The sequence below is a fragment of the Fulvivirga maritima genome (genome assembly GCF_021389955.1).
In the GTDB taxonomy this organism is placed as follows: domain Bacteria; phylum Bacteroidota; class Bacteroidia; order Cytophagales; family Cyclobacteriaceae; genus Fulvivirga; species Fulvivirga maritima.
Genome location: NZ_CP089980.1, coordinates 5,516,476 through 5,538,587 on the forward strand (window position 1 = coordinate 5,516,476; position 22,112 = coordinate 5,538,587).

Consider the following 22,112-nt stretch of genomic DNA (forward strand, 5'->3'; position numbering starts at 1 on the left):
GTTTATTAAATCTGTTATCTGCTTTCTCTTTCAAGTTTATCAAAAATCCGACTTTTTTAACCTCACTTATGTTCTATTGACCAACACAAATGTTTAAATAAGGTCAGAATGCGCTTACCTGCTACTTTTGTTCTGATAATCTAAAATCATCAAACTCCACATACCCTTCATTATTAGAATAAGTAGCATGCCATAGACCTACCCACAATTTCTCGCCCTCAAAATCATCTCTTTCTACCGGTGAGCCGGGCATCTCTGTCCACTCTTTGCCATCTTCACTGGTGCGTAAATGCAGCTGCTTGCCTGATTTCTGAATCTGTAGAAAACGGTGCGCTTTCCACCCCAATAAGTTACCCTGCTGATAGCGCATATGTTGAGACTGATTAGTGAGCATGTTACCCTGATTGTATAATGGGAAAAAGCTCAGGCTTACCAAACTCCAGTTTGACTTCCCTTCTGCTTTGGGTAAAGCAACCATCAGTCCGCCATCATTATAAGCTACTGACTCATGATTAGCCAGGCCAGCATAATCTTTCACTTCTACCTCTACCACAAAATCACCCTGTACTTCTTTATAAATGAAAGCGCCATTTTTAAGCTGGCCGTCCCAGCCACCACCTACAGATGCTAATTTTATGTTTCCGTCGGTTGTTTTTAGCTCTGTGGCACCATTATCTGTATTTCCGGGCAGCAAAGCGCCATCAAAGCCCAAAAAGTCATTTGACTTCACTTCTTGCTCTTGATCAAAAGTTTGTAAAAACTCATTATAAGTACTTTTGTTGGTAGCCACTGAAACTTCATCAGAGGTGGCTATTATATTACCATACTGATCCTGCACCAGGTATTTGTATGTGTAAGAATGATCAGGTTGTAAAGAATGATCAATATATTCTGCTGATCGCTGCCACTGTGAATGTTTGTTTTCACCACCAATAAACAGATATTTCACTGGCTGCCCTTCAAATGACTTTGCGACCATATGAGCTGCTACAGAATTCATAGCCTCAGGCTTTTGAGCAAATGAAGCTTTGGAACTGGTTTTATTAATTCCTTTTAAAGTTTGCTGCCACTGCGCTTGCACTTCAGCAGCAGTAAGAGATCCTTCAGTGAAAGTAAGTGATGCCATTGTAAGGCTTCCCTTCCAGTACCAATGACCGGTAGAAAGTAGACCATGGTTCATCTTATCTAATATTTTGGCTTTACCTGGTTCGCCATCTACGTAAGTAGTGATATCAGCTCCTTTTTTAGTCAGCACATATTCATGCCATTTACCTTTATCATAAGCATTAAGAACTATGTGATAATCTCCCGTGGTTTGCACTTTATTATCGGCTTTCCATGACCATAGCCCCTTTTTATTCACTACCAAAGCGAGCTTACCATCTACCACTTCTACCTGAGCCTGTTCCCCTGCCACAGTAAGCTTACCTGCTGCCTTTCCTTGATTAGGCCAGCTATCGAATTGATCATAGCCCAAACCTGCTGCAGAGAAGTAAACCGCTATTTTATCATTATCTCCTTCGGCTGTATAATGGCTTTTGATTTCATCATAGCTGAGCGCTTTATCATACATTTTTAAAGAAGCCAAAGCACCAGAGAAAGGCACTTCTTTATTAGCCGAATTCCCTACATGAATGTAACTGCCAGGCTCGACAAACAGCATTTTCTGTTCTTCACCATTTAGTACCCCATCAACGTACACCTTTTCCATGTAGCCATCGAAAGTAATAACGATGTGATGCCATTTTGATGCTTCAGGAGCTCCGCCATTGAAGCCCATATCAGCCCACTCCTGATGGCTCACCGCTCCGCCTTCAGGGTTACTGCCATACAAAACCCTGGAAGAAGTGAGCAGCCGTCCTTTCTGAGCAGCCCAATCTACCAGGCACTCGGCAGGAGCGATTTGTTCATTGTACACCCATGATTCTACCGTAAAAGGATTATCACCAGTTAGGGTAATGAGTGTTATAAAATCAGATTTCAAAGATTGATGTCCATCAAAAACTAAGGCCTTTTTACCGGCTACTAATTCCACTACCGGAGCACTGCCTTCCGCCTTAAAGGTGCCGTTTACTTCACCATTATTATCTAAAGCCTCAGTAAGGCTACCTAACTCCAGTTGATCCGCGTTTAATGAAACCACTAAACCTTTTGATTTTACAGAGGCCTTTGTCGGTTCTTTATAGGCAAGTTTACCATAGTAAGCTGCTTCTGAAGGAGCTAACATGCGATTAAACACCTTTAAGCTTACCAGTTTTTCATTGGTTTGTAAACGACCCGTTTCAAAATATGGTTTGAGTACCTTATACCATTTATTGTGTGTTGCCTGATTGATTTTTATCGATCCTTTCAAGCTTCCAAATGCATCTTTAGCAAAATGATTCCAGGTGAAATAGACATATTCCAGCTTGTCATCCTTCATAAAAGAAGCTACTAGTGTATAATCCATTTTAGGATTAGTTTTAGCAACCACAGGCACATTTCCTGTGATGCCTTTTTCTAAACTCACCCAATTATTCCCTGCTAAAACACCAGTCTCAGCACCAACTAACTGATATTCTCCTCCGTACATACCCCGGTTATTTTGCCAAACGGCACCATCAATATCTGCGGCTTGCAGGTTCACGAGCATTTGTTCCGGGTCTTGCTCATATCCTTCATAGGCTCCAAAATCCCATAAAGCCAATGGGAAACCCTGCTTACCTACACCGGTGATGGTTAACTTCAGATAGCGAGCCTTCACCTCATTATAGTCCGTCATAGGGCTACCATCCTGAATGTTATTTCTTTTGTCAGCATATACTTGCCATGTCTTGCCATCAAGCGAATACTCTATGAGGTACTGAAAAAAATGAGTGGCATATTGAAAAGCAATGCGTGTTCTTTTAATGTCTTTTTCGCTTCCCAGATCTACCTCCAGAGTTGGGGTATAATCATCAGAAGCAGGCATCCATAAGGTGCCATAATTATTATCTACAGCATAAGCCGCTTGGAAATCTTCACTGTACTGAGATGAAGCTTTTACTTTTTTCTGGTAAAGAAGGTTAGGAAACGGATTGGTGTCTTTACCCAATAACCCGATACCTTCATGAGTAGGAACAACTTTTTTAATTCTTCCTTCATCATCAAACTCCAACTTATCGGCAGCTACCTGACGGTGAAAGCCATTACTGGAATGAGGATTATCATGACGATGATAAATGATATAATACTGATCACCCTCCTTCAATATAGAGTGGTGCCCAGGACCGTGGACAGAACCATCTGCATTAGTAGACAGAATGGGATTATTATCAGCAAAAGTGAAAGGCCCTGTAGGTGATTTGCTGGTAGCATACTGCACGCGGTAGGTACCATCATGGCAAGAGCCTGAAGAGTAAGTAAAATAATAAGTATCGCCTCTTTTAAACATAAAAGGCGCTTCAAAAAAATCTGTAGCCTGCGTATTAGGAATGATGCCTTTGCTCTCGAAGGACTTCATATCAGGATTAAACTTACCCCAACCTGCACCAAAGCCATCATAAATACCCCAGGTACCCCAATATAAGTATCTGGAGCCGTCATCATCCAGAAAAGACTGTCCATCCAGGGTAATTACATTTTTAACAAAACGGTCAGGCACTATAGGTTCATCATCTGGAGTAAGCCCTTTCCATGGGCCATAAGGTGTATCTGCCGCGCCACCATGCAGCTGCACTGGCTGACTGTAATACATGTAATACTGATCATCTTTACCCAACCATACATCTGGCGCCCAGTATACTTCTGTGGTAGGCCAATTCATTTCTGCTTTGGTCCAGTTTACAAAGTCATCAGAATACCACACTTGTGAAGGGCCCAAGCCCCAACCGGTACCATCAGTAGTAGCATAAATGAAATAGCGGCCATTGAATTTTTTAACAGTAGGATCTGCAAAATAGCCGGGTAATATAGGGTTGCCTGCTCCTGGTGAATTATGTTTAAGCTGCTGCGCCTGAAGTTTTAGACTGGCACCAGCTATTAGCAGGGCAAGACATAAGATTAGTCGATTCATAGTATGATTAAAAGAAGTTAAAAGGAAAGCCCGAGAGCTCTCCCTTTAACTTTTGAAACGTTAAATAAAAAATACACTAAATACTCTCACGCTTCATTGTCCTTACGTTGAATACAGGGCCTGCTCTGTGACCTTCGTGAGGTTTAAAGGACACTTTAACCTTATCCTTACCTGAGGTAAGCTCAGTAGGAATTTCGTATTCCACGTATAAAAATTCTCCTGGTTTTTTATCTGTGATATTTTCTGTGGCGATTTTCTCACCATCAACCAGTATATCAAATGTTTTAGATCCGGTATAACCGCCCCAATATTCTGCTACGAGCGTCATAGGGGTGTCTCCTTTCACTTTCATAGTAAACTCAAAAGAACCGCCTCTTTCTGCCTGACGAGCCTTTCTATGTCTCATTTCTACCACATGTACTTTGTCTCCAGTAAAACTATGATCTCTCTCTGGCTGCATCTCTCCCATCTGGAAGAAGTCAACAGTTTTAGCTTCCATTGCTTTTTTAGCCTCTAGCTTAGCCTGGTATTCAGCCTGGTATGCTTGCCATTTCTCTTGGCTGAACATATCAAAGTATACTGAATATCTTCTATCAAAAGTTTTATTGAAAGGCTTAAGCACAAACTGACGAGGTGTACCTACTTCTACAGTTTCAAAAGTATTAGGCTCCCCTTCTACTGGTCTTAACCAGTTAGCAGGATCACGATCTGTAGACATAATTACTGGTACATATAAAGGATCATAAGCAGATGAGTCTTTTACTTCACCTAAATCTCCGGCTAATACTAACGGTCCGTACATTACAGCTACACGATCACTATCATCAGGCATGGTTTCTAATCTTAGAGAGAACGGGAATTTAACCTCAATTACATCTCCATCTTGCCATTCTTTCTTAAGTGTTACAAAGCTTTGAGCATCTTGAGATACTTCTTGCTCTTTACCATTTACAGTTAACACTACACCATCTTTAGCCCAGTATGGATATCTTATTTTAATAGCCAACTCCTGAGGCTTTTCTGTATTAATTGTAAGCTTAGTGCTTTGCTCTTCAGGATATGACGTATTTTGAGTTACTTTAAATCCATTTTCTTCCCAGTTAAGCGTAGAAGCAATAAACTGAGCTATATATAATTCGTCTTCACTATGGTAATAGATGTTTCTACCATATTTAGAATGTGTTTCCAAGGCACTTGCCACACAGCAAGTAAACCAGTAAGGGTCTTGATACTCTTTATAACCACCCATTTCTAAAGACAGGTTGTAAATCACCTTACCTGTTTGAGGATGTTGAGAAGCAAGAATATGGTTAAACAATGCTCTTTCGTAGAAGTCAGCAATTTCGGCATCAGGTTTCCACTGAAATAAATGACGAGAAAGCTTCAGCATGTTGTATACATTACAAGTTTCTGTAGTCTCGTTGCTTAAACGGTTAGTAAGGTGATCTGGCTCACCAAAATATTCATGATTACAGTGACCTCCTGTAACATAAGAATGATGATGCACCACTCTGTCCCAGAAGAACTTAGCCATTTTCTTATCCTTATCATCACCAGTTATTTCATACCTTCTGGCAGAAGCAATAAGCTTAGGAATTTGAGTGTTTGCGTGTTTTCCAGGCAACACATCTACTTCATTAGCCAGTGAATCTAGTATCACATTATCATAAAAAGTTTTAGAAAGCTCTAAGTACTTTTCATTATTAGTAATGCCATAAAGCTCTACAAAAGACTCGCTAATACCACCATATTCGCAATGTAGCATATCCTGAATCTCTTCATGGCTCAGATCGTTAACAACAGTGTAAACCCAATCTGAGAACTTTTCAGCTACTTCTATTCCTTTTTCATAACCTACTAATTCATAAGCAGCTATAAGACCAGATAATACTTTGTGCTGAGTATAATATGGAGCCCAGATGCCGTTAAGGTCAAAGCCTTGAGAACGGATTTCTCCTTTAGCTATCTGCTCAGTAAAAATTTTCTTTCCGTTAGCGAAAGCACCGATGTACCCATCAGGGTCCTGAGCCTGACACTCGGCCAGCTCGTCTACTATATGCCTTACAATATCAGCAAACCTTTCATCGCCCGTAGTTTTATACATAAGCGCACAGGCTTTTAGATAATGACCCAACGTATGCCCTGCAATGGTCTCTGCTTCCCAGCCACCGTATGGTTCTGCCTTTGGCTCCAGACCAGCCTCTATTCTAAACCTGGCTAATAAGCGATCAGGTTCAAAAGTCTCTAATAATGTCTTAATGTTTAGCTCTGTAGCATGTTTAAAAGGGCCATCCAAGAGTTCTACCGCTTCGATATCGAACTTCTTGGCCTCCTTGAGCTCTCCCGTTTGTTTTACAACGAATGAGTCAGAAGTATTACTACACGAATATGAGATTGCTACAAGCAAAATCAATAAAGCACATTTCCAATGCCGGGTGTTCATTTTTACCTCCAATATTATTTGATATTAACACTAATAAATTAACCATCAATGTACCCTGTTATTGCACATCAAATTAACATAACAGAAAAGGATGGGCATACAAAATTGTATGTTACAAAAAACGATGAATTGGTTTATTAGTAAGCCAACTAATGTTCACAAAACCAGCACATAAGTTGAATTTCACCTTAAAACATGTGCTATAGAGGCCATTCTGCACTATTGTTCACTTTTAAGGCTTTACTAAAACATAAGTTAGTTTTTCTCATAAATCATTGCTCCTCACCTCCTAACCAGCGAGTTACGGAGTAGAAATTTTATGACTTTGAGAAGGAAGAAATAATTGCTTTTGCAGAAATGACTCATGGGGATAAAACAAGAAGAGGTGCCGCAATCCCGATTACAGTCACCTCCTCTTATAAAAAGTATCAAAAGCGTTATTTATACAACAAACAGTCCCTTGTAAGTTCCCTTATGAAGGCTCTTTTTGTAAAAAATCTCTTGGGGTCTGTCCATAATACTGTTTAAACCTGCGAGTGAAATAGGTAGGACTAGAAAAACCAGTTCTATATGCAGCCTCTGAAACATTACAACCAGAATCCGCCATTAACTTCAGAGCCTCCTTCAGCCTTACAGTATTAATAAACTCCGTAGCAGAATTACCCGTTATTTTCTTCAATTTAATATGTAACATTGAGCGGCTCAGCCCTATTTCATTCATCAGAAAGCTAACATCTAAAGAAGGCTTATCAATATTCTCTTTAATAATGTCAGTAAGCTTATTTATAAATTCTTTGTCGGCATCTGAATGGGTCAGTTCAGTCACAGGCATCAGTGCGTCTACTTTAAACCTTTTGATCAGGTTTCTTCTGGTATTTAAGGCGTTGAAAATATTATATTCGAGAATATGAGCCATAAAAGGCTTTTCAATATAATAATCAGCCCCTGTTTTCATGCCTTCAAAAGTATTTTCGGGTCCTCCTTTAGCGGTAAGCAACATCACGGGTATATGAGAGGTCTCAATATTACTTTTCACCTTACTGGTAAATTCAAGACCATTCATAAGCGGCATCATTACGTCACTCACAATAAGATCTATCTGCTGATCTTCCAGCACTTTTAAACCTTCCAATCCATTACCAGCCTTAAACACCTGATAATGTTCACTTAGCGTGCCCGAAATAAACTCTATAAGCTCTAGGTTATCTTCTACTACCAATATAGCCGGCCTCTTATCTTCCTCCTGTCCTGCTTCTTCATTTTCGTCATCGATAATAGCTGGAGTAAGCACTAAAGGTTCATGCTGTAAGTCTGGAACATACTCAGAAGTACGTCTTTCATCTTCAGAATAAGATTCCATATTTACAGGAATCTGCACTTTAAACACCGTACCTATATTTGGAGTACTTTTCACTTTGATAACTCCTTTATGCAGCTCCACCAGACTTTGAACGAAAGCCAGACCAATACCAGAGCCAAAGTATTTCTTCACATCCACATCATTTTTCTCTGATTGGTAAAAGCGATCGAAAATGCGGCTTACTACGCGCTGTTCCATACCTCTGCCGGTATCCTTTACCTTAATGGTGAGCCTGTTTTCTTTTACCTCCGCACTTACCGTAATGGTTCCGTTTTGATCGGTAAACTTAAAGGCATTAGAAATCAAATTGATGAGCACCTTCTCTACCTTAGATTGGTCAAACCATATTTCCTGATTAGCATTTTTGTAATCAAAATTTAAGGTAAGCTTATTCTCCTTAGCGGTATTTTTAAAAGATTGCTCCAGGTTATCCATAAGATCACTGATGCGCGCTTTGCTCACTTTCAACGCTGCATTTCCGCTTTCTATTTTCCTGAATTCTAACAACTGGTTAAGCAATTTCAACAGCCTTCTTGCATTTAAATCAATGGCAGAGAGCCGCTTTTTTACCGTTGGACTCACTTTAGCATCAGAAAGCAATTTAGAAAGTGGCCCAATAATGAGCGTCAATGGTGTTCTGAGTTCATGAGATATATTGGTGAAAAACTCCAATTTCACCTGATTAAGCTCTACTGCATGCATACGCTCTTTCCGCTCAATCTCCACCATGGTTTTCGATTTTTGAATGCGTGCACCAACCCAATATATGATTACAAAAACAGTAAGAATAATGAACGCATAAAGCGCATATCCCCATCCGGACATCCAAAAGGGAGGTTTTACCACTATTTTAATCTCTGTAACCGGGCTGTCCCAATTAACATTATTGAGTGATGCTTTTACCTTGAAAGTATATTCTCCAGGGCTCAGGTTAGTATAAGAAGCAAAATTACGACTGCCGGCATAGTTGTAACCACTCTCGAAACCTTCCAAATAATAAGCATAATGGCCTTTTCCCTTATTGGCATAATTCCTCACGGAGAATTCTAAAGTGAATACATTCTGTTCATATTCCAGCTCTATCTTGTCAGTAAGGTTAATAGACTCATCTAAAGGTGAATTTTCAGTTCCTGGGCGAACAGATTCATTAAACAGTTCAAAATCAGTGAATGCTACCCTTCCAGGACACTCATTGAGCAAACCACTTTTCTCTTCATCAAAGTATATAAGACCCTGATTACTACCAAAATAAATAATTCCCTTACTGTCTTTGAATGCAGCTCTATAGTTAAACTGACTAAAAGGAACCCCTGAATCATTATTAAACACAGTGGACGTAGAATCTTCCAGGTTCAGCCGAATCAGCCCTTGATCAGTACTCGCCCAAAAATGGCCATCAGCCCCTTCTTGCAAACCGTAAAACCAAGTGCCAACAAAATCATTATGTTTATTGAAGCGATAGACCTTATCAGCCTCCTCAGAATAGCAATAAAGACCTGAAAAACTGTCCCCAATCCATAACCGGCCTTTAGAATCACTTTTTACGAAGTTGATGCCTTTTAAATCTATTTTCTCTAACTTCTTAACTACTTTTTTCTTCGAATTATAGCTATAAATGGCTTCTCGGGTAGAGAACCATACCAGATCCTTAGTTAAGGCTATGCTTTCGACTACCAGACCTTCAAATACATCCTCAAAGAATGGCATCAGGTTATCTGTTGAACGCTGATAGACATTTATACCATTACTGGTAGCTATAAATATTGAATCTCCTTTATTCTGAAGATCATATATATTATTGGCCATCAGCGCACTATTAGTCTTATTGATATAGTCAAAATGCCCTGTTTCGGTGTTGAGAATATTAATACCTCCGGTATAAGTGGCTATCCAAAGCTCGTGTTTACTGGCGAAATACAAATCATGAACATTACCATAGCTTAAACCATGATGTGCTCCATTGTCAATAGGATAGTTCTTTATTCTTCCCGTGCGCTTATTAAGCATGTTAAGTCCCATATCTTCCAAGCCGATCCAAATATTGCCCTGATCATCTTCGGTTAGAGAGCTAACTGCATTCCCCCTCAGGCAGAGGTCACAGATACCGGCTGGCAGCATGTTAAAAAAGCTACTCCCAGAGTTCCATAGATTGATACCACTAAAGTAGGTACCCAGCCATATGTTATCAGACCGATCTTTAAATGCGGTGTAGATAGGGTTAGAACTTAAGCCATCAGTTTCTTTGAGATCATGCTTATAGTAGGCAAAAATCTGCTTTTCAGGAGTCCATAGACAAAGACCTCCTTCGGTACCAATCCATAGGCGTCCTTGTGCATCTTCCTGCAGGCAGTGCACCATGTTATGAGGCAGATGCAATCCGTTTTCAGCATTACTAGAGAAGAACTCGAGGCTGTGGGTATCCAGATCTATGCGGCATAACCCATTTTGGTGGCAACCCACCCAAAGGTTATTATAGTTATCAAAATAAAAGGCCGCTATATCTTCCTCAAAGGGCAAGTTGTAATAAGACACGCCTGCCTTTTCGGCTATTACAATATCAGAATGATCTCCCGCTATCGCTAACTTACCTCCTTTTGATACTACTCTGGTAGCTGAGATTTTACTCATATCCAGATCAGGGAAATAATTAGATAGCTGAATAAGCTCATCTCCTTGTTCCTTTAAGTGAAATACCTGCTGCTCTTTGAGCACCCAGAAGCCGTTATCTACTGCAGGAATCACTTCATCAAAGCCTCCAAATTTATTGAAGGCTTCATAAGGGCTGAACACCTCGCTTTCCTGATTGAAATAGTAATATTGGTTATCCATTCCTTTGCATACCACCACAGAATCTGAGGTAGTAATCAAGGCACTTGTTCTGAGATTAAACTCTACTCCATCAGCAGTATAAGCGGGGAAGGTTTTAAAATTATAACCATCAAAACGGCATACATTCTCACGGTTAGCCAACCAGATGAAGCCATACTTATCCTGAACTATGTCTTTAACATAGGAAGATGGCAGCCCCTCCTGCGATGAATAATGAACAAATTTAAGATCAGGCTGCCGCCCCTGAGCCAGGCCTAACCTGCTCAGGGAAAGCATAATAACTATGCTGCAAATTATAACATGAGTCTTCAAGTTATTATTTAGGTTTAATCGTCTCTTAAATATTAAAATATCTTATTATCTAAAATCAGTGGAGAACTTCCATTTGGTTTTGAAGTTTTTGTCCAGCTTCTTCTTCATCAAAATAGATCTCAATATTTCTATAGGCATATTGCCTTCTTTCATTACAGCGTCATGATATTGCTTTTCTGTCCAGCCCTGAGCGGTTAACTCTTTTTGCAAGGCGAAAAACTGAAGACCACCAATCATATAGGCCACTTGATACAAGGGATCATATCCTCCTACAAACGAACGTCTTACCTCAGCTTCAGCGTTAGCATACTCATGCCCCACTCTGTCTACCAACATATCAATACACTCTTGTGGAGTCATTTTATTGAGATGGTAGCTTAAAGAGAAAATGATTCTTGCACAGCGGTGCATTCTCCAGAAGAGCATACCAATTTTTTCTTCTGGTGTATCAGGAAATTGCTTATTCCACAGGTTAATCTCCCAGTAAAGTGACCATCCTTCTGTCCAGAAAGGGGTCCAGAATATTCGGCGATAAGGCTTGTATCTTTGGTTCATATACTGCTGCATGTGGTGACCAGGTATAAGTTCATGATGCACAGTAGCACTAGAGAAATTAGGGTTATTGCCCCTCATACTCATCATTTTATCTTCATGAGACATGGTGTTAGTAGGATATGAAATACTTATTACTTCCCCACCTGTGAAAAATGGATTCACTTTTTGTCTTTCAGGAGTCATCATAATCATTCTCCAGGTCTCTTTAGCCATTTCAGGAACGGTGATGAGGTCATTATTTTCTACAAAAGCAGTAGCTTCCCAAGCCAGAGAATCTATTAACTTAGGTTGTTCTGCTGGTGGCACATAAGTGTTTTTCACATATTCCAAAGCCGCTTTCCAGTCTTTACCAAAGCCTAGCTCTTTTGATGCCTTCAACATTTCTGCCTCACAGTATTGAAACTGTTCTTCCGCCGCTTTGATGAGCTCCTCAGGACCGTAAGGGATCATTGAAAAGCTCAGACTTTTACGTATCGCCTTCTCTCCTATGGGCTTACCTATAATACCACTGCCATCATCTTTTATGCTGGTTGTATTATAATTCTCTTTTAAAAACTCACTGTAAGTGCCCAGGGCTATCTCTAATGTTTTATAAGGCTCTTCCATCCACCAGGTAAATTGCGGATCATAGGCATAATAAAAATGATAGGCCTCATCTAATGATCTCTTTAAAGATTCCACAGCATCAGAAGCCTTCTGAGCTACCAACCAGTTTTCAAATGGTTCCTTTTTTAATGATTCTTCCTCAGTCTTTAACTTCTCAGCAATAGAAGCAAATGAAGCGGCCAGCTTTTTATATTCAGGCACAGCTCCGTGTCTGCGAGATTTAACAAATGCATATAAAGGCTCTGCTACCTCTAACACCTGACTGATTTCATCAAACTTATCATGCTCGATATTTAGAAAATACAGCCTTTTTTCTACCAGATTTTTGAGTAATACATAATCTGCCTGACCTTGGGCTGACATGGCATCAAAATCCATATCACTGATGCTCTTGTTCCAGCTATCATAAAGCTTGGTCATGCGCTCATAATACTCTGTACTCTCATGTATATTATAGGTTCTGCTCAGTGCTCTTTCATCTGCTTCAAACTGAGCAATGGGTTCGTACATTTCACTTCCCTGCGCATAAGAAGCCGAAATAGTAATACACTGCAAAAGCACAAACACCAAGAAACAAGAATGTATATTCTTTCTCATAAAGTTTTATATAGGTTTAATGTTGTATAATAATAGTCACCTGAGGTGATTGATCTCTCATTTCTATATTAGCATAGTAACTCCCCTCTTTTCCTTTATTAATCTTCACTTCTGCCCCATTTACTAAGCATTTAAATTTCAGATTCTGATAATTCTCTATGTACAATCGGTTAGTATGATCAGTACCTGATCTGTTTTCAATTTCAAAGCTGATCTCCTTCTGGTCTTTACTTACCGTAATGGGTTGATTTTTGGCAAAACCATCCGTTTCCAGCCGAAGCTGTATTCTTTCTTGATCGGTAACTACAGCAAACTGAGCCCTCAGCCCATCTTGAGGTATGATATGAAAAGCCTTTTTCTTTCTGTCTAACTGCCCCCCATAAGCTATCCACCCGAAGAGAGGATCTTCAGTAAGAATAGTGGCTGCCATTCTAAAAGCTGCTCCATTACCAAGATCAGCCTCACCATCATAATACCACGGTCCGCGATCCATTTCCTTTCTTATCCAGCTTGGGCCTCTTTTCACTGAAGTGAATGCCCAGCCCATAGCGCCGTCATTTTCTTTACCCGGAAACCAAAAGCCATAGTTACTTGCCTCGGTACCGGTATTCATTAATGACCAGGGGCTTAAATAAGATGCATACCCAAGCTGTAGCCAGTCAGAAGGTTGTTCTGAAAAATGAATGCCATAATCAAGCACAGACCAGCCGCCCATACGCGCCATATAACTGAGTGCATGATGATCAGAACTGCCATTGAAATCTGACCCGAGTAGAAAATATTTAGCTTCTAACCATCCTCTTACTGACAGGTTAGCATAATGCTGTCGATCCATAAAATCACGTGCTGCCTTTTTATTCACTTCCGGGTGAGACATCCATTTTTCAGCAGTTTTATCATACCAAAGGCGCTCATCAGATTGCATATCATGGGTAAATCCGTATTTGGCAAAAGCATAGCTAGACTCAAAAGCGGTCCTATCAAAAGAATATTCAGAACCATAAGGATAGGGATCATCATAGATAAAGTATTTTACCTTTTTCTCATATTCATTTCTTAGCCAATCAGCATCCTTTTGCCTGCCTTCTTCTTCAAGATATGCTATCAGGTTTTCAATCACCAACTCGTTATAGCACCCTTGCTTATAGGTCTCATAATACTCTCCGAAAATCTCATAAGGGTAAGTAAAATAGGCTTTCGCTGTTTGGCAGGCTCTTTCCAGATACCCTTCAGCATCCAGGTAATGTACCTTTTCAGGATATAGCTTAGCCACCTGATACATGTGATAGTAAAGCATCACAATATGAGGATAGTCATATGATCTCCAAATCTGCATCCGATCCAGCTGGCGACTACGCGTGCCCGCTCTGGCCAGAGGATCTCTGGCTACCTTCCAATTAGGCACTCCATATATTCCATAAGGATAAGGATCATCTTTATCTGTACGTTGTAACTTATCCCACACGTAGTTCTCAAGGTAATATTCCACAGAAGCTATCTCTTCCTCATTAGGATAATAAACATTTTTGGCAGCCACATAAGGTGCCTTACATAAGCCAGGATCATCACTGGCAAGAACATAACCCCACCAGCCATCAAAGCCATCAGTATTATCCGGACCACGGAGTACGCCATGCTTCATATCATAAACGGAATATAGCCCGTTATACCATTTGGAAGAATCTCTATGCTGCTGAGAGTGAACAATAAAATCACTACGCTTTTTATATAAGGTTTCTAAAGGTTCGGTGACAAAGAATTCCAGATTCATATAATGATCACCGTTATAATGCACAGTAATTAAATTCTCACCTAGTTTTTTAAAAATGGCTTTATAGATATGATGCCCTTTTTTTGTTTCCCGCACATATTCAATAGAAGTCTGCTCAGGAAATTCAGCTTGTAGTTTATCAATTTTGTTTTTAGTTCTCAGAGAAAAAAGCACTTCCATACCCGTAGGCACTGACATACCTGGTACTAATCTAATGTCAAAAAGGCCTTCATCATAAAGAACCTGCCTCATGTCATCCCAGTTTTTAGCCCAGCGGAACTTCACGCCGTAATGAACTTCTCTACTTTCGCGCTTAGCACTATCTAAATGAATACTTGTATGAGGCTGCCTCCAAGTACCGCCTTCTATTTCTGAGGCTGATTTAAGTGAATGGATAAATACCTCATAATTGCCCTCATGGCTTTCATAATATTCGAATTTTGTCCCCTTTTTAGGTAAAACCATGAGAAATGGACCTTTGCCAGAGGGCCTGGTGAAATAAATAAAAGAACCATGCCCTGATATAAAATGGTGTTTTGTGAAGCCTCTTTCAAAAACTTCTACCTGTCCTCCTCCTGCAGGTAACTTCCACGGTAGCTTTATAGATAAATCTCCTATTTCAATAGGAAATTGCATAGCTGCCTTCACCGTCACGTCCATATCAATAGCATTGGGTTGCAGTGAAAAGTGCTGCTCCATCACTACCGGCATTCCGGGTTGGTTATCTATAATGGTGGCAGTACTGTCTGTGGCTTCAAAAGTGGTATTATATTTATTGATAGAAAGCCATTCTCCTCCAGGCACCCTATACATTAGGTTTACTCTACCCCAATCTGACCGACCTACCACATTCGCCTCATAGCTATCGTCAGGATCTATTAGTGTAGGCATGCCTCTCATAGTTACAGTACCAGAAATGGACTGATTATTCAGCTCAGCGGCGATGGGAGATTGCGCCTTGATACTGAAGTAAACAAATAGAGATAACACCCCAAATGTTGCGGATACACTAAGTTTCATAAAAGAGGTTCTATAAATATTCTGCTAATGAACATTAAATCTATAAAACATATTTCATATTAGCACTAACGAATCAAAATAAGGAAACGATCTGTCAATATAGTATCAAACAGAATATTATATGGCACACTTCAAATAATACAGTTTAAAATCGATAATAGGATATTTACTATAAAACCACACTTATAGAAGGAAACAAAGTTAAAATAATACCTATTCTGGCTAATATTCTCTCTGTTTGGCAGTTGGGTGCCATATATATTTGTGATTACACTCTTTATGCTGCATTGTGCAGTATCACCATTGTCTACACTAAACCAAATTATGAACAAAACATCCAACCAAAGATTTTCTTCAAAACTTGCATTTTTACTCAGTGTTTTAGGTATAGCCATAGGCACAGGCAACATCTGGCGCTTTCCCAGAATTGTAGCACAAAACGGAACCACAGAAGGAGCCGGAGCATTCATTTTTGCCTGGATTATATTTCTATTCATGTGGAGTATACCACTTATAATAGGCGAATATGCCATTGGTAGAAAATTCCGATTAGGCCTTGTGGGTGCATTTAAAAACGCCACAGAAGGCAAGCTTACCTGGATGGGCGCTTTCATGGCTTTTGTAGCCACTGCCATCACCTTCTTCTATTCTGTAATAGTAGGCTGGTGTATTTACTACTTTATATACATGATCATAGAACCTTTGCCACTAAACACCCAAAGTGCCATGCATATTTGGGATAGCTACCAAAATAGCGTTTGGCCTTTGGTAACACATGCTATTGCTTTAATAGTTGGTTGTTTAGCCATATGGAAAGGGGTTTCTTCTATAGAAAAGATTAATAAATTCCTTATTCCCAGCCTGTTAGTAATCATACTAGGTTGCCTGGTAAGAGCGCTTACCTTAGAGGGCGCCACTGAAGGCATTGCTTACCTGTTTACCCCTAACTGGTCACAGTTAACCTCTCCCAGAATATGGATAGAAGCCTTAACTCAAAATGCGTGGGATACCGGCGCCGGCTGGGGCATGTTTCTCACCTATGCTGCTTATATGAATAAAAGCCAGGGAATAGTTAAAAATGCCTTTTTCACAGGGCTCGGAAACAATACCATTTCGCTACTATCAGCCATGATCATTTTCGGGACAGTATTCGCCATACTGAGTAATGAAGGCGGCATGAGCAGAGGGGAAGTACTCAATATTGTAAAAACCAGTGGCCCGGCTTCTACCGGACTTACTTTTATATGGATGCCGCAGCTATTCGCTAAAATGTTTGGCGGGCCGGTTTTAGCTGTTCTATTTTTTATGGGCTTAACCTTTGCAGGCTTTTCATCATTAATCGCTCAGCTAGAACTACCCACGCGTATAGTTATAGATTGCGGCGTTACACGTCCGAAAGCGCTTTTTATAGTAGGCGCTATCAGTTATGTACTAGGAATACCCTCAGCTATTAATCTGGATATTTTAACTAACCAGGACTTTGTTTGGGGTGTTGCTCTATTGGTATCCGGCGTATTCTTTGCCATAGTGCTCATTGTTTATGGCCTTGATACTATTAGAAATGAAGAAAACCAATTTGCCAATTCTGATTGGTCTATCAATGTGATATGGAAGTATATCTTGAAATTTTTTATACCTGTAGCCGGTCTGGTACTCATTGTTTGGTTTCTGGCCGATGCCGCTCAGGTAGATCAGTGGTATAACCCCCTTGAATCTTACAGCTTAATGACCTGCATTGTTCAATGGGTTTTAATCATTACAGCATTGTTTTTACTAAATAAAAAAATAAATAAGAAAGTTGTTTAACGTATTTTACATGAAGAAAAACTTATTATTCCTCATATTTTCATTTATCAGTATATGTGCTTTCTCGCAAAGCTACACTCATCAGGACTCACTACGAGGAACCATAACGCTGGAAAGAGCCTGGTGGGATTTAAAATATTATCATTTAGACATTAAAGTAACCCCTGCTGATAGCAGCATCAATGGTAGTGTTACTGTTGCCTATAAAGTACTCAAACCCTACCAGGTTATGCAAATAGACCTGCAAGCCCCACTAAAAATAAAGAAAGTGGTAGATGAGGCAGGCAATGAGTTACCGGTAAAACATAATGGCAACGCACATTTTATCACCTTAAAGGAAACACAGAAAAAAGGTGATTTTAAAAGTGTAGTAGTTTATTATGGCGGGCGCCCTCAGATTGCCATTAGACCACCCTGGGACGGAGGTATTTCGTGGGATAAAGATGAGGAAGGTAATGATTTTATTCATACCAACTGCCAGGGCATCGGAGCCAGCATCTGGTGGCCTAATAAGGACCACATGTATGATGAGCCGGACAGCTTGCTCATGAGTGTAAATGTACCTAAGGACCTGATGGATGTTTCCAATGGCCGATTAATTAAAACAGACAAGCTAAAAGATGGTACTACCACTTACCACTGGTTTGTGAGCAACCCGCTCAATAACTACGCGGTAAGCATTAACATAGCTAATTATAAGCACTTCTCTGAAGTGTATAAGGGAGAAAAAGGAGACTTGGATATGGACTACTATGTGCTCCCGTATAATTTTAAAAAGGCTAAAAAACAGTTTAAAGATGCTCCAAGAATGATGGAAGCTTTCGAATACTGGTATGGCCCCTACCCTTTTTATGAAGACGGTTACAAACTGGTAGAGGTACCCAGCACCGGCATGGAACACCAGAGTGCAGTAACTTATGGCAACCGATATGCTAACGGATACCGTGGCAAAGATGCCAGCGGCACTGGCTATGGTTTGAAATTCGACTTCATCATTATTCATGAATCAGGTCATGAGTGGTTTGCAAACAGCATCACCTACAAAGACATGGCTGATATGTGGATACACGAAAGCTTCACCAATTATTCAGAAAGCCTTTTCATCGAATACTTCTATGGTAAAGAGGCAGCGCAGGCCTATGTGAGAGGAAACAGAAGAGGCATTTCTAATGACAAGCCCATCATAGCTGACTATGGTGTTAACGCTAAAGGAAGTGGAGATATGTATCCTAAAGGAGGAAATATGCTCAACACACTCCGCACGGTGATTAACGATGACAAAGTTTGGCGTTCTATCTTAAGAGGACTGAATGAAACCTTCTATCACCAAACAGTAGAGACAAGCCAAATAGAAAATTATATCAGCGAAAAAAGCGGAATGGAATTAAAACCATTCTTCGATCAATACCTTCGAGACACTAAAATTCCGACTTTAGAATATTATCAAAAAGACGGGCAATTCTTTTTCAGGTGGGGTAATGCTGTTACTGGATTTGATTTACCAGCCAGAGTTTTGCTAGATGGAAAAGAAGTTTGGATTAAACCAACAAAAGAATGGGGCAATATAGATATGAGCACCCCTTTTGAGCATTTAGAAATGGATCCTAACATATATGCAGGAATTCTTAAAATAACTGATTATTAAGACAATGAGGCAGTCTTAAAAGTAAATTTCTGATCAGATTGAAGTCACTCGAAATCTTTGCTATTTTGAATAGAAAGACATTTAGAGAACCAAGTGATATTCACCAGTGATAACTTTTAAGACCGCCTTATTCTATTTTTCAAAAAGTAGCCGCTTCGTATAGGTTTTTAAAACCATGATTTTTAACAAACTCAGCCAGCTTTTCCAGATCATCTCTTTTTTCAAGTTCTGTCTCCTCTTCCTTCTGACTGATCACTGCCTTTAGTCCAGCTTCTTTTATAGGGAGTATAACAAATCCACCATCTGCATCAAAGAGTAAAGGTTGCCCTCCGCTCCACCGTTCTTCCACATCACTTGCCATAATTTCAAAATCCAATGTAAGTAAAACGTCAAGTTCTACTTTTGGAAGTATAGCTGCTTCCATCATGTCATCAAATGTCATATCAGAAACAGCACTGGCATCATCCACCTTAATAATTGTACTTCCTACCATATAAAATCATCTACTTTATTAATATTCTATACTCATTTTGCACCGCCTTTTTAATTATAAGGCCCGTTAAGATCAAACTAACAAACCTTATAGCCCGGCGACATCTTTTCAATTTTTAGCGCTGAAAATTAATCAATACGATCCACCTGTACAAAGTGACCAGTGAAAATAAAATACATTCAGAATCACACTCAAATTATAGAATCACTAAAACCAATTACACATTAGGAAAGTACCATTTTACTTATAATACGAGTATCATAATCCTGGACGGAATGAAGTGAAGAGTTGGGGGCTCAGCGATCAGTACTGATGGCCGAGCAGAAAGATTCCTGATATCATTCCGCTATTGCTTCATAATTCAGGAATGACGTCTTTTTTTTACCTGGTAATTACGAGGAAGACATGACGAAGTAATCTCGGAACTATGGAATGCAAGCTGCAATAGACTGTATTAGTAACTTCGAGATTGCTTCATTCCGCTTCGCTGCATTCGCAATAACCAGTTTTCAAAGGATAAACCAACATCAAACCGTCATCCCGGCCGTAACGAAGTGGAGAGCCGGGATCTCACTGCTCGGGTAGTGCTGGCTGATCAGCAAGATTCCTGATATCATTCCGCTATTGCTTCATGATTCAGGAATGACGCCCTATCCTACCTGTTGATTACGAGGAAGTTATGATGAAGTAATCTCGGGACTATAGAATGCAGGCTGCAATGGACTGTGGTAGTAACTTCGAGATTGCTTCATTCCGCTTCGCTGCATTCGCAATAACCAGTTTTCAAAGGATAAACCAACATCAAACCGTCATCCCGGCCGTAACGAAGTGGAGAGCCGGGATCTTAATGATCAGTACCGCTGAGTGAGCAGAAAAATGGTTTTAATACCGTGTCTGAGACACTAGTGATCATTTGAAAGTTAGTAGTCACAGACTACATACAACTGGAGGGATTAAATCATTATTAGAAAAAATTTACATTATGAAAGAAATAGATTTACAAGAAGCATACGCATTCATTAAGAAAAATCATTATAGTTTTTATGAAGAAATGATCTATAATTATGAAAATTGACAATACCAACTGGTGCAAGGCTATTAGAAAACCTGGTGCATACATCCCATTGCACCTCTAAATTATAAATTTGACCGGTACTCAATTGATAAAGGTACCCCATGCAAATGAGTCGAATATACAAATTCAGAGATCAGGAAAAACAATTAACGTTATCTTCCCTTCACATAAAACACCTCCTCCACTGAAAAGGTGGAGTCATAGTCATGCGATGTATCACTTTTCCATTTGATTCTAAACTGATATACCCACTTAAATTCCTCAATACTATCTCTTGGCAACTCCGGCACTTCAATATCTAGCTCAACAAAAGCGGTATCATTATTAAGTCGTGGTTCTTCGTACACCTGTGCACCCTTATATAAAAAGGTATACTTTACATCCATATAATTCTGTATGCCATTTTTTTTAGCTAAGAGAATCAAACTGTCTTGATTGAAAAACAGCTTAGTTCTGTATGTAGTATTATTAAATATAGTATTTACATAATTTGATTTAACAGGTCTTAAATAGCTGTATGTTCTTCCTACTTGATCACTTTCAATCTCCCCAACGTCATATTGCTTTTCTTCATCCTGCTGTTCGGAATTGTTACAGCTCAGTAAAAAAATTATACCACAAAACAACAATACTCTAATCATATCATTCAAATTAACTAATTCAATTGAGTCTGTTAAACTACACCTATATCAAAAGCAATGATTATCTATTTATCAAAAATACCGTAAGCCATTACTGAATTAAATCCATGTATACCTCTATCGTGAATATTAATTCATATGTCAAACAGAGCCATTGCTACTCAACTATTAAAAGGAGTATAGCTTAATCTGCATCCTTCCAATTTTTTATAAACTCAACACAGAACCGCCAGATAGTAATACCTAAACTCAACAAAAAAACATTACTTCATAAATAGAGATACATCCACCATAATCCATTTTTATCTGGCGGTAATATATAAATCCACCGATTAATTACGAGGAAGTTATGATGAAGTAATCTCGGGACTATGGAATGCATGCTGCAATGGACTGTAGTAGTAACATCTAGATTGCTTCACTGCACTTCGTTTCGTTCGTAATTACCAGTTCATTTTGGTTAGTACGTTATTGCTGCACCGTCGTGTGATGAAATAGGGTTGAAAAACAGGCTATCCTCAAGTCCTTAGTGGCAGTTCATTACTATGGAATGCTTCAGCGAGCGGAAGACCTCACAGCAAGAAAGAGTTTTTTGTTACTTTTTTGATCGATTGTAAAAAAGTAAGGAACACAAACTATGGAATGTAAACTGTGTGTCAACAAGTTGGCTGTTCTCTGAAAAGCCTATGTTAATTCAATACATAGATCTCTCCTTTCGTCAAAATGACAATCGACTTTTTTTAAAATTATTGAGAGGAGGTCTATATAAAAACCGTCATCCCGGGCCGTAACGAAGTGAAGAGCCGGGATCTCACTGCTCAGGTAGTGCTGGCTGATCAGCAAGATTCCTGATATCATTCCGCTATGCTACATGATTCAGGAATGACGCCCTACCCTATCTAGTGATTACGAGGAAGTTATGATGA

9 protein-coding genes are annotated in these 22,112 nt (G+C 39.6%); 2 read left to right on the forward strand and 7 right to left on the reverse strand.

Features of this window, described 5'->3' with window-relative positions; genetic code table 11:
• Positions 1-121 precede the first annotated feature (121 nt).
• The 5 genes from LVD15_RS23215 to LVD15_RS23235 all read right to left on the reverse strand — a co-directional run bounded on the left by LVD15_RS23215 (position 122) and on the right by LVD15_RS23235 (position 15,526).
• Positions 122-4,033, reverse strand: coding sequence for a family 43 glycosylhydrolase (locus LVD15_RS23215; RefSeq protein WP_233777574.1), 3,912 nt, complete (start codon positions 4,031-4,033; stop codon positions 122-124).
• A 76-nt stretch (positions 4,034-4,109) separates the two neighbouring features.
• Positions 4,110-6,440: a glycoside hydrolase family 127 protein gene (locus tag LVD15_RS23220; protein WP_233777575.1), complete on the reverse strand. Its 2,331-nt coding sequence runs from the start codon at positions 6,438-6,440 to the stop codon at positions 4,110-4,112.
• A gap of 508 nt (positions 6,441-6,948) precedes the next feature.
• Positions 6,949-10,977, reverse strand: a complete 4,029-nt coding sequence (locus tag LVD15_RS23225; protein ID WP_233777576.1) for a hybrid sensor histidine kinase/response regulator transcription factor — start codon at positions 10,975-10,977, stop codon at positions 6,949-6,951.
• 45 nt (positions 10,978-11,022) lie between these two features.
• Positions 11,023-12,735: a DUF885 family protein gene (locus LVD15_RS23230; protein ID WP_233777577.1), complete on the reverse strand. Its 1,713-nt coding sequence runs from the start codon at positions 12,733-12,735 to the stop codon at positions 11,023-11,025.
• Positions 12,736-12,751: 16 nt separating this feature from the next.
• Positions 12,752-15,526 carry a DUF5695 domain-containing protein gene (locus LVD15_RS23235; protein WP_233777578.1) on the reverse strand — a complete coding sequence of 925 codons (2,775 nt, stop codon included), beginning with the start codon at positions 15,524-15,526 and terminating at the stop codon, positions 12,752-12,754.
• A gap of 324 nt (positions 15,527-15,850) precedes the next feature.
• Here LVD15_RS23235 and LVD15_RS23240 point away from each other — a divergent pair, with 324 nt between their 5' ends.
• Positions 15,851-17,332 carry a sodium-dependent transporter gene (locus tag LVD15_RS23240; protein ID WP_233777579.1) on the forward strand — a complete coding sequence of 494 codons (1,482 nt, stop codon included), beginning with the start codon at positions 15,851-15,853 and terminating at the stop codon, positions 17,330-17,332.
• Positions 17,333-17,342: 10 nt separating this feature from the next.
• Positions 17,343-18,977, forward strand: coding sequence for a M1 family metallopeptidase (locus tag LVD15_RS23245; protein WP_233777580.1), 1,635 nt, complete (start codon positions 17,343-17,345; stop codon positions 18,975-18,977).
• 139 nt (positions 18,978-19,116) lie between these two features.
• Here the strand turns inward: LVD15_RS23245 and LVD15_RS23250 are convergent, their stop codons facing one another.
• Together LVD15_RS23250 and LVD15_RS23255 are read right to left on the reverse strand one after the other, a co-directional pair.
• Complete coding sequence (locus LVD15_RS23250; protein ID WP_233777581.1) at positions 19,117-19,470, reverse strand: hypothetical protein; 354 nt, start codon at positions 19,468-19,470, stop codon at positions 19,117-19,119.
• A 1,227-nt stretch (positions 19,471-20,697) separates the two neighbouring features.
• Positions 20,698-21,186 carry a hypothetical protein gene (locus LVD15_RS23255; RefSeq protein WP_233777582.1) on the reverse strand — a complete coding sequence of 163 codons (489 nt, stop codon included), beginning with the start codon at positions 21,184-21,186 and terminating at the stop codon, positions 20,698-20,700.
• Positions 21,187-22,112: the final 926 nt, after the last annotated feature.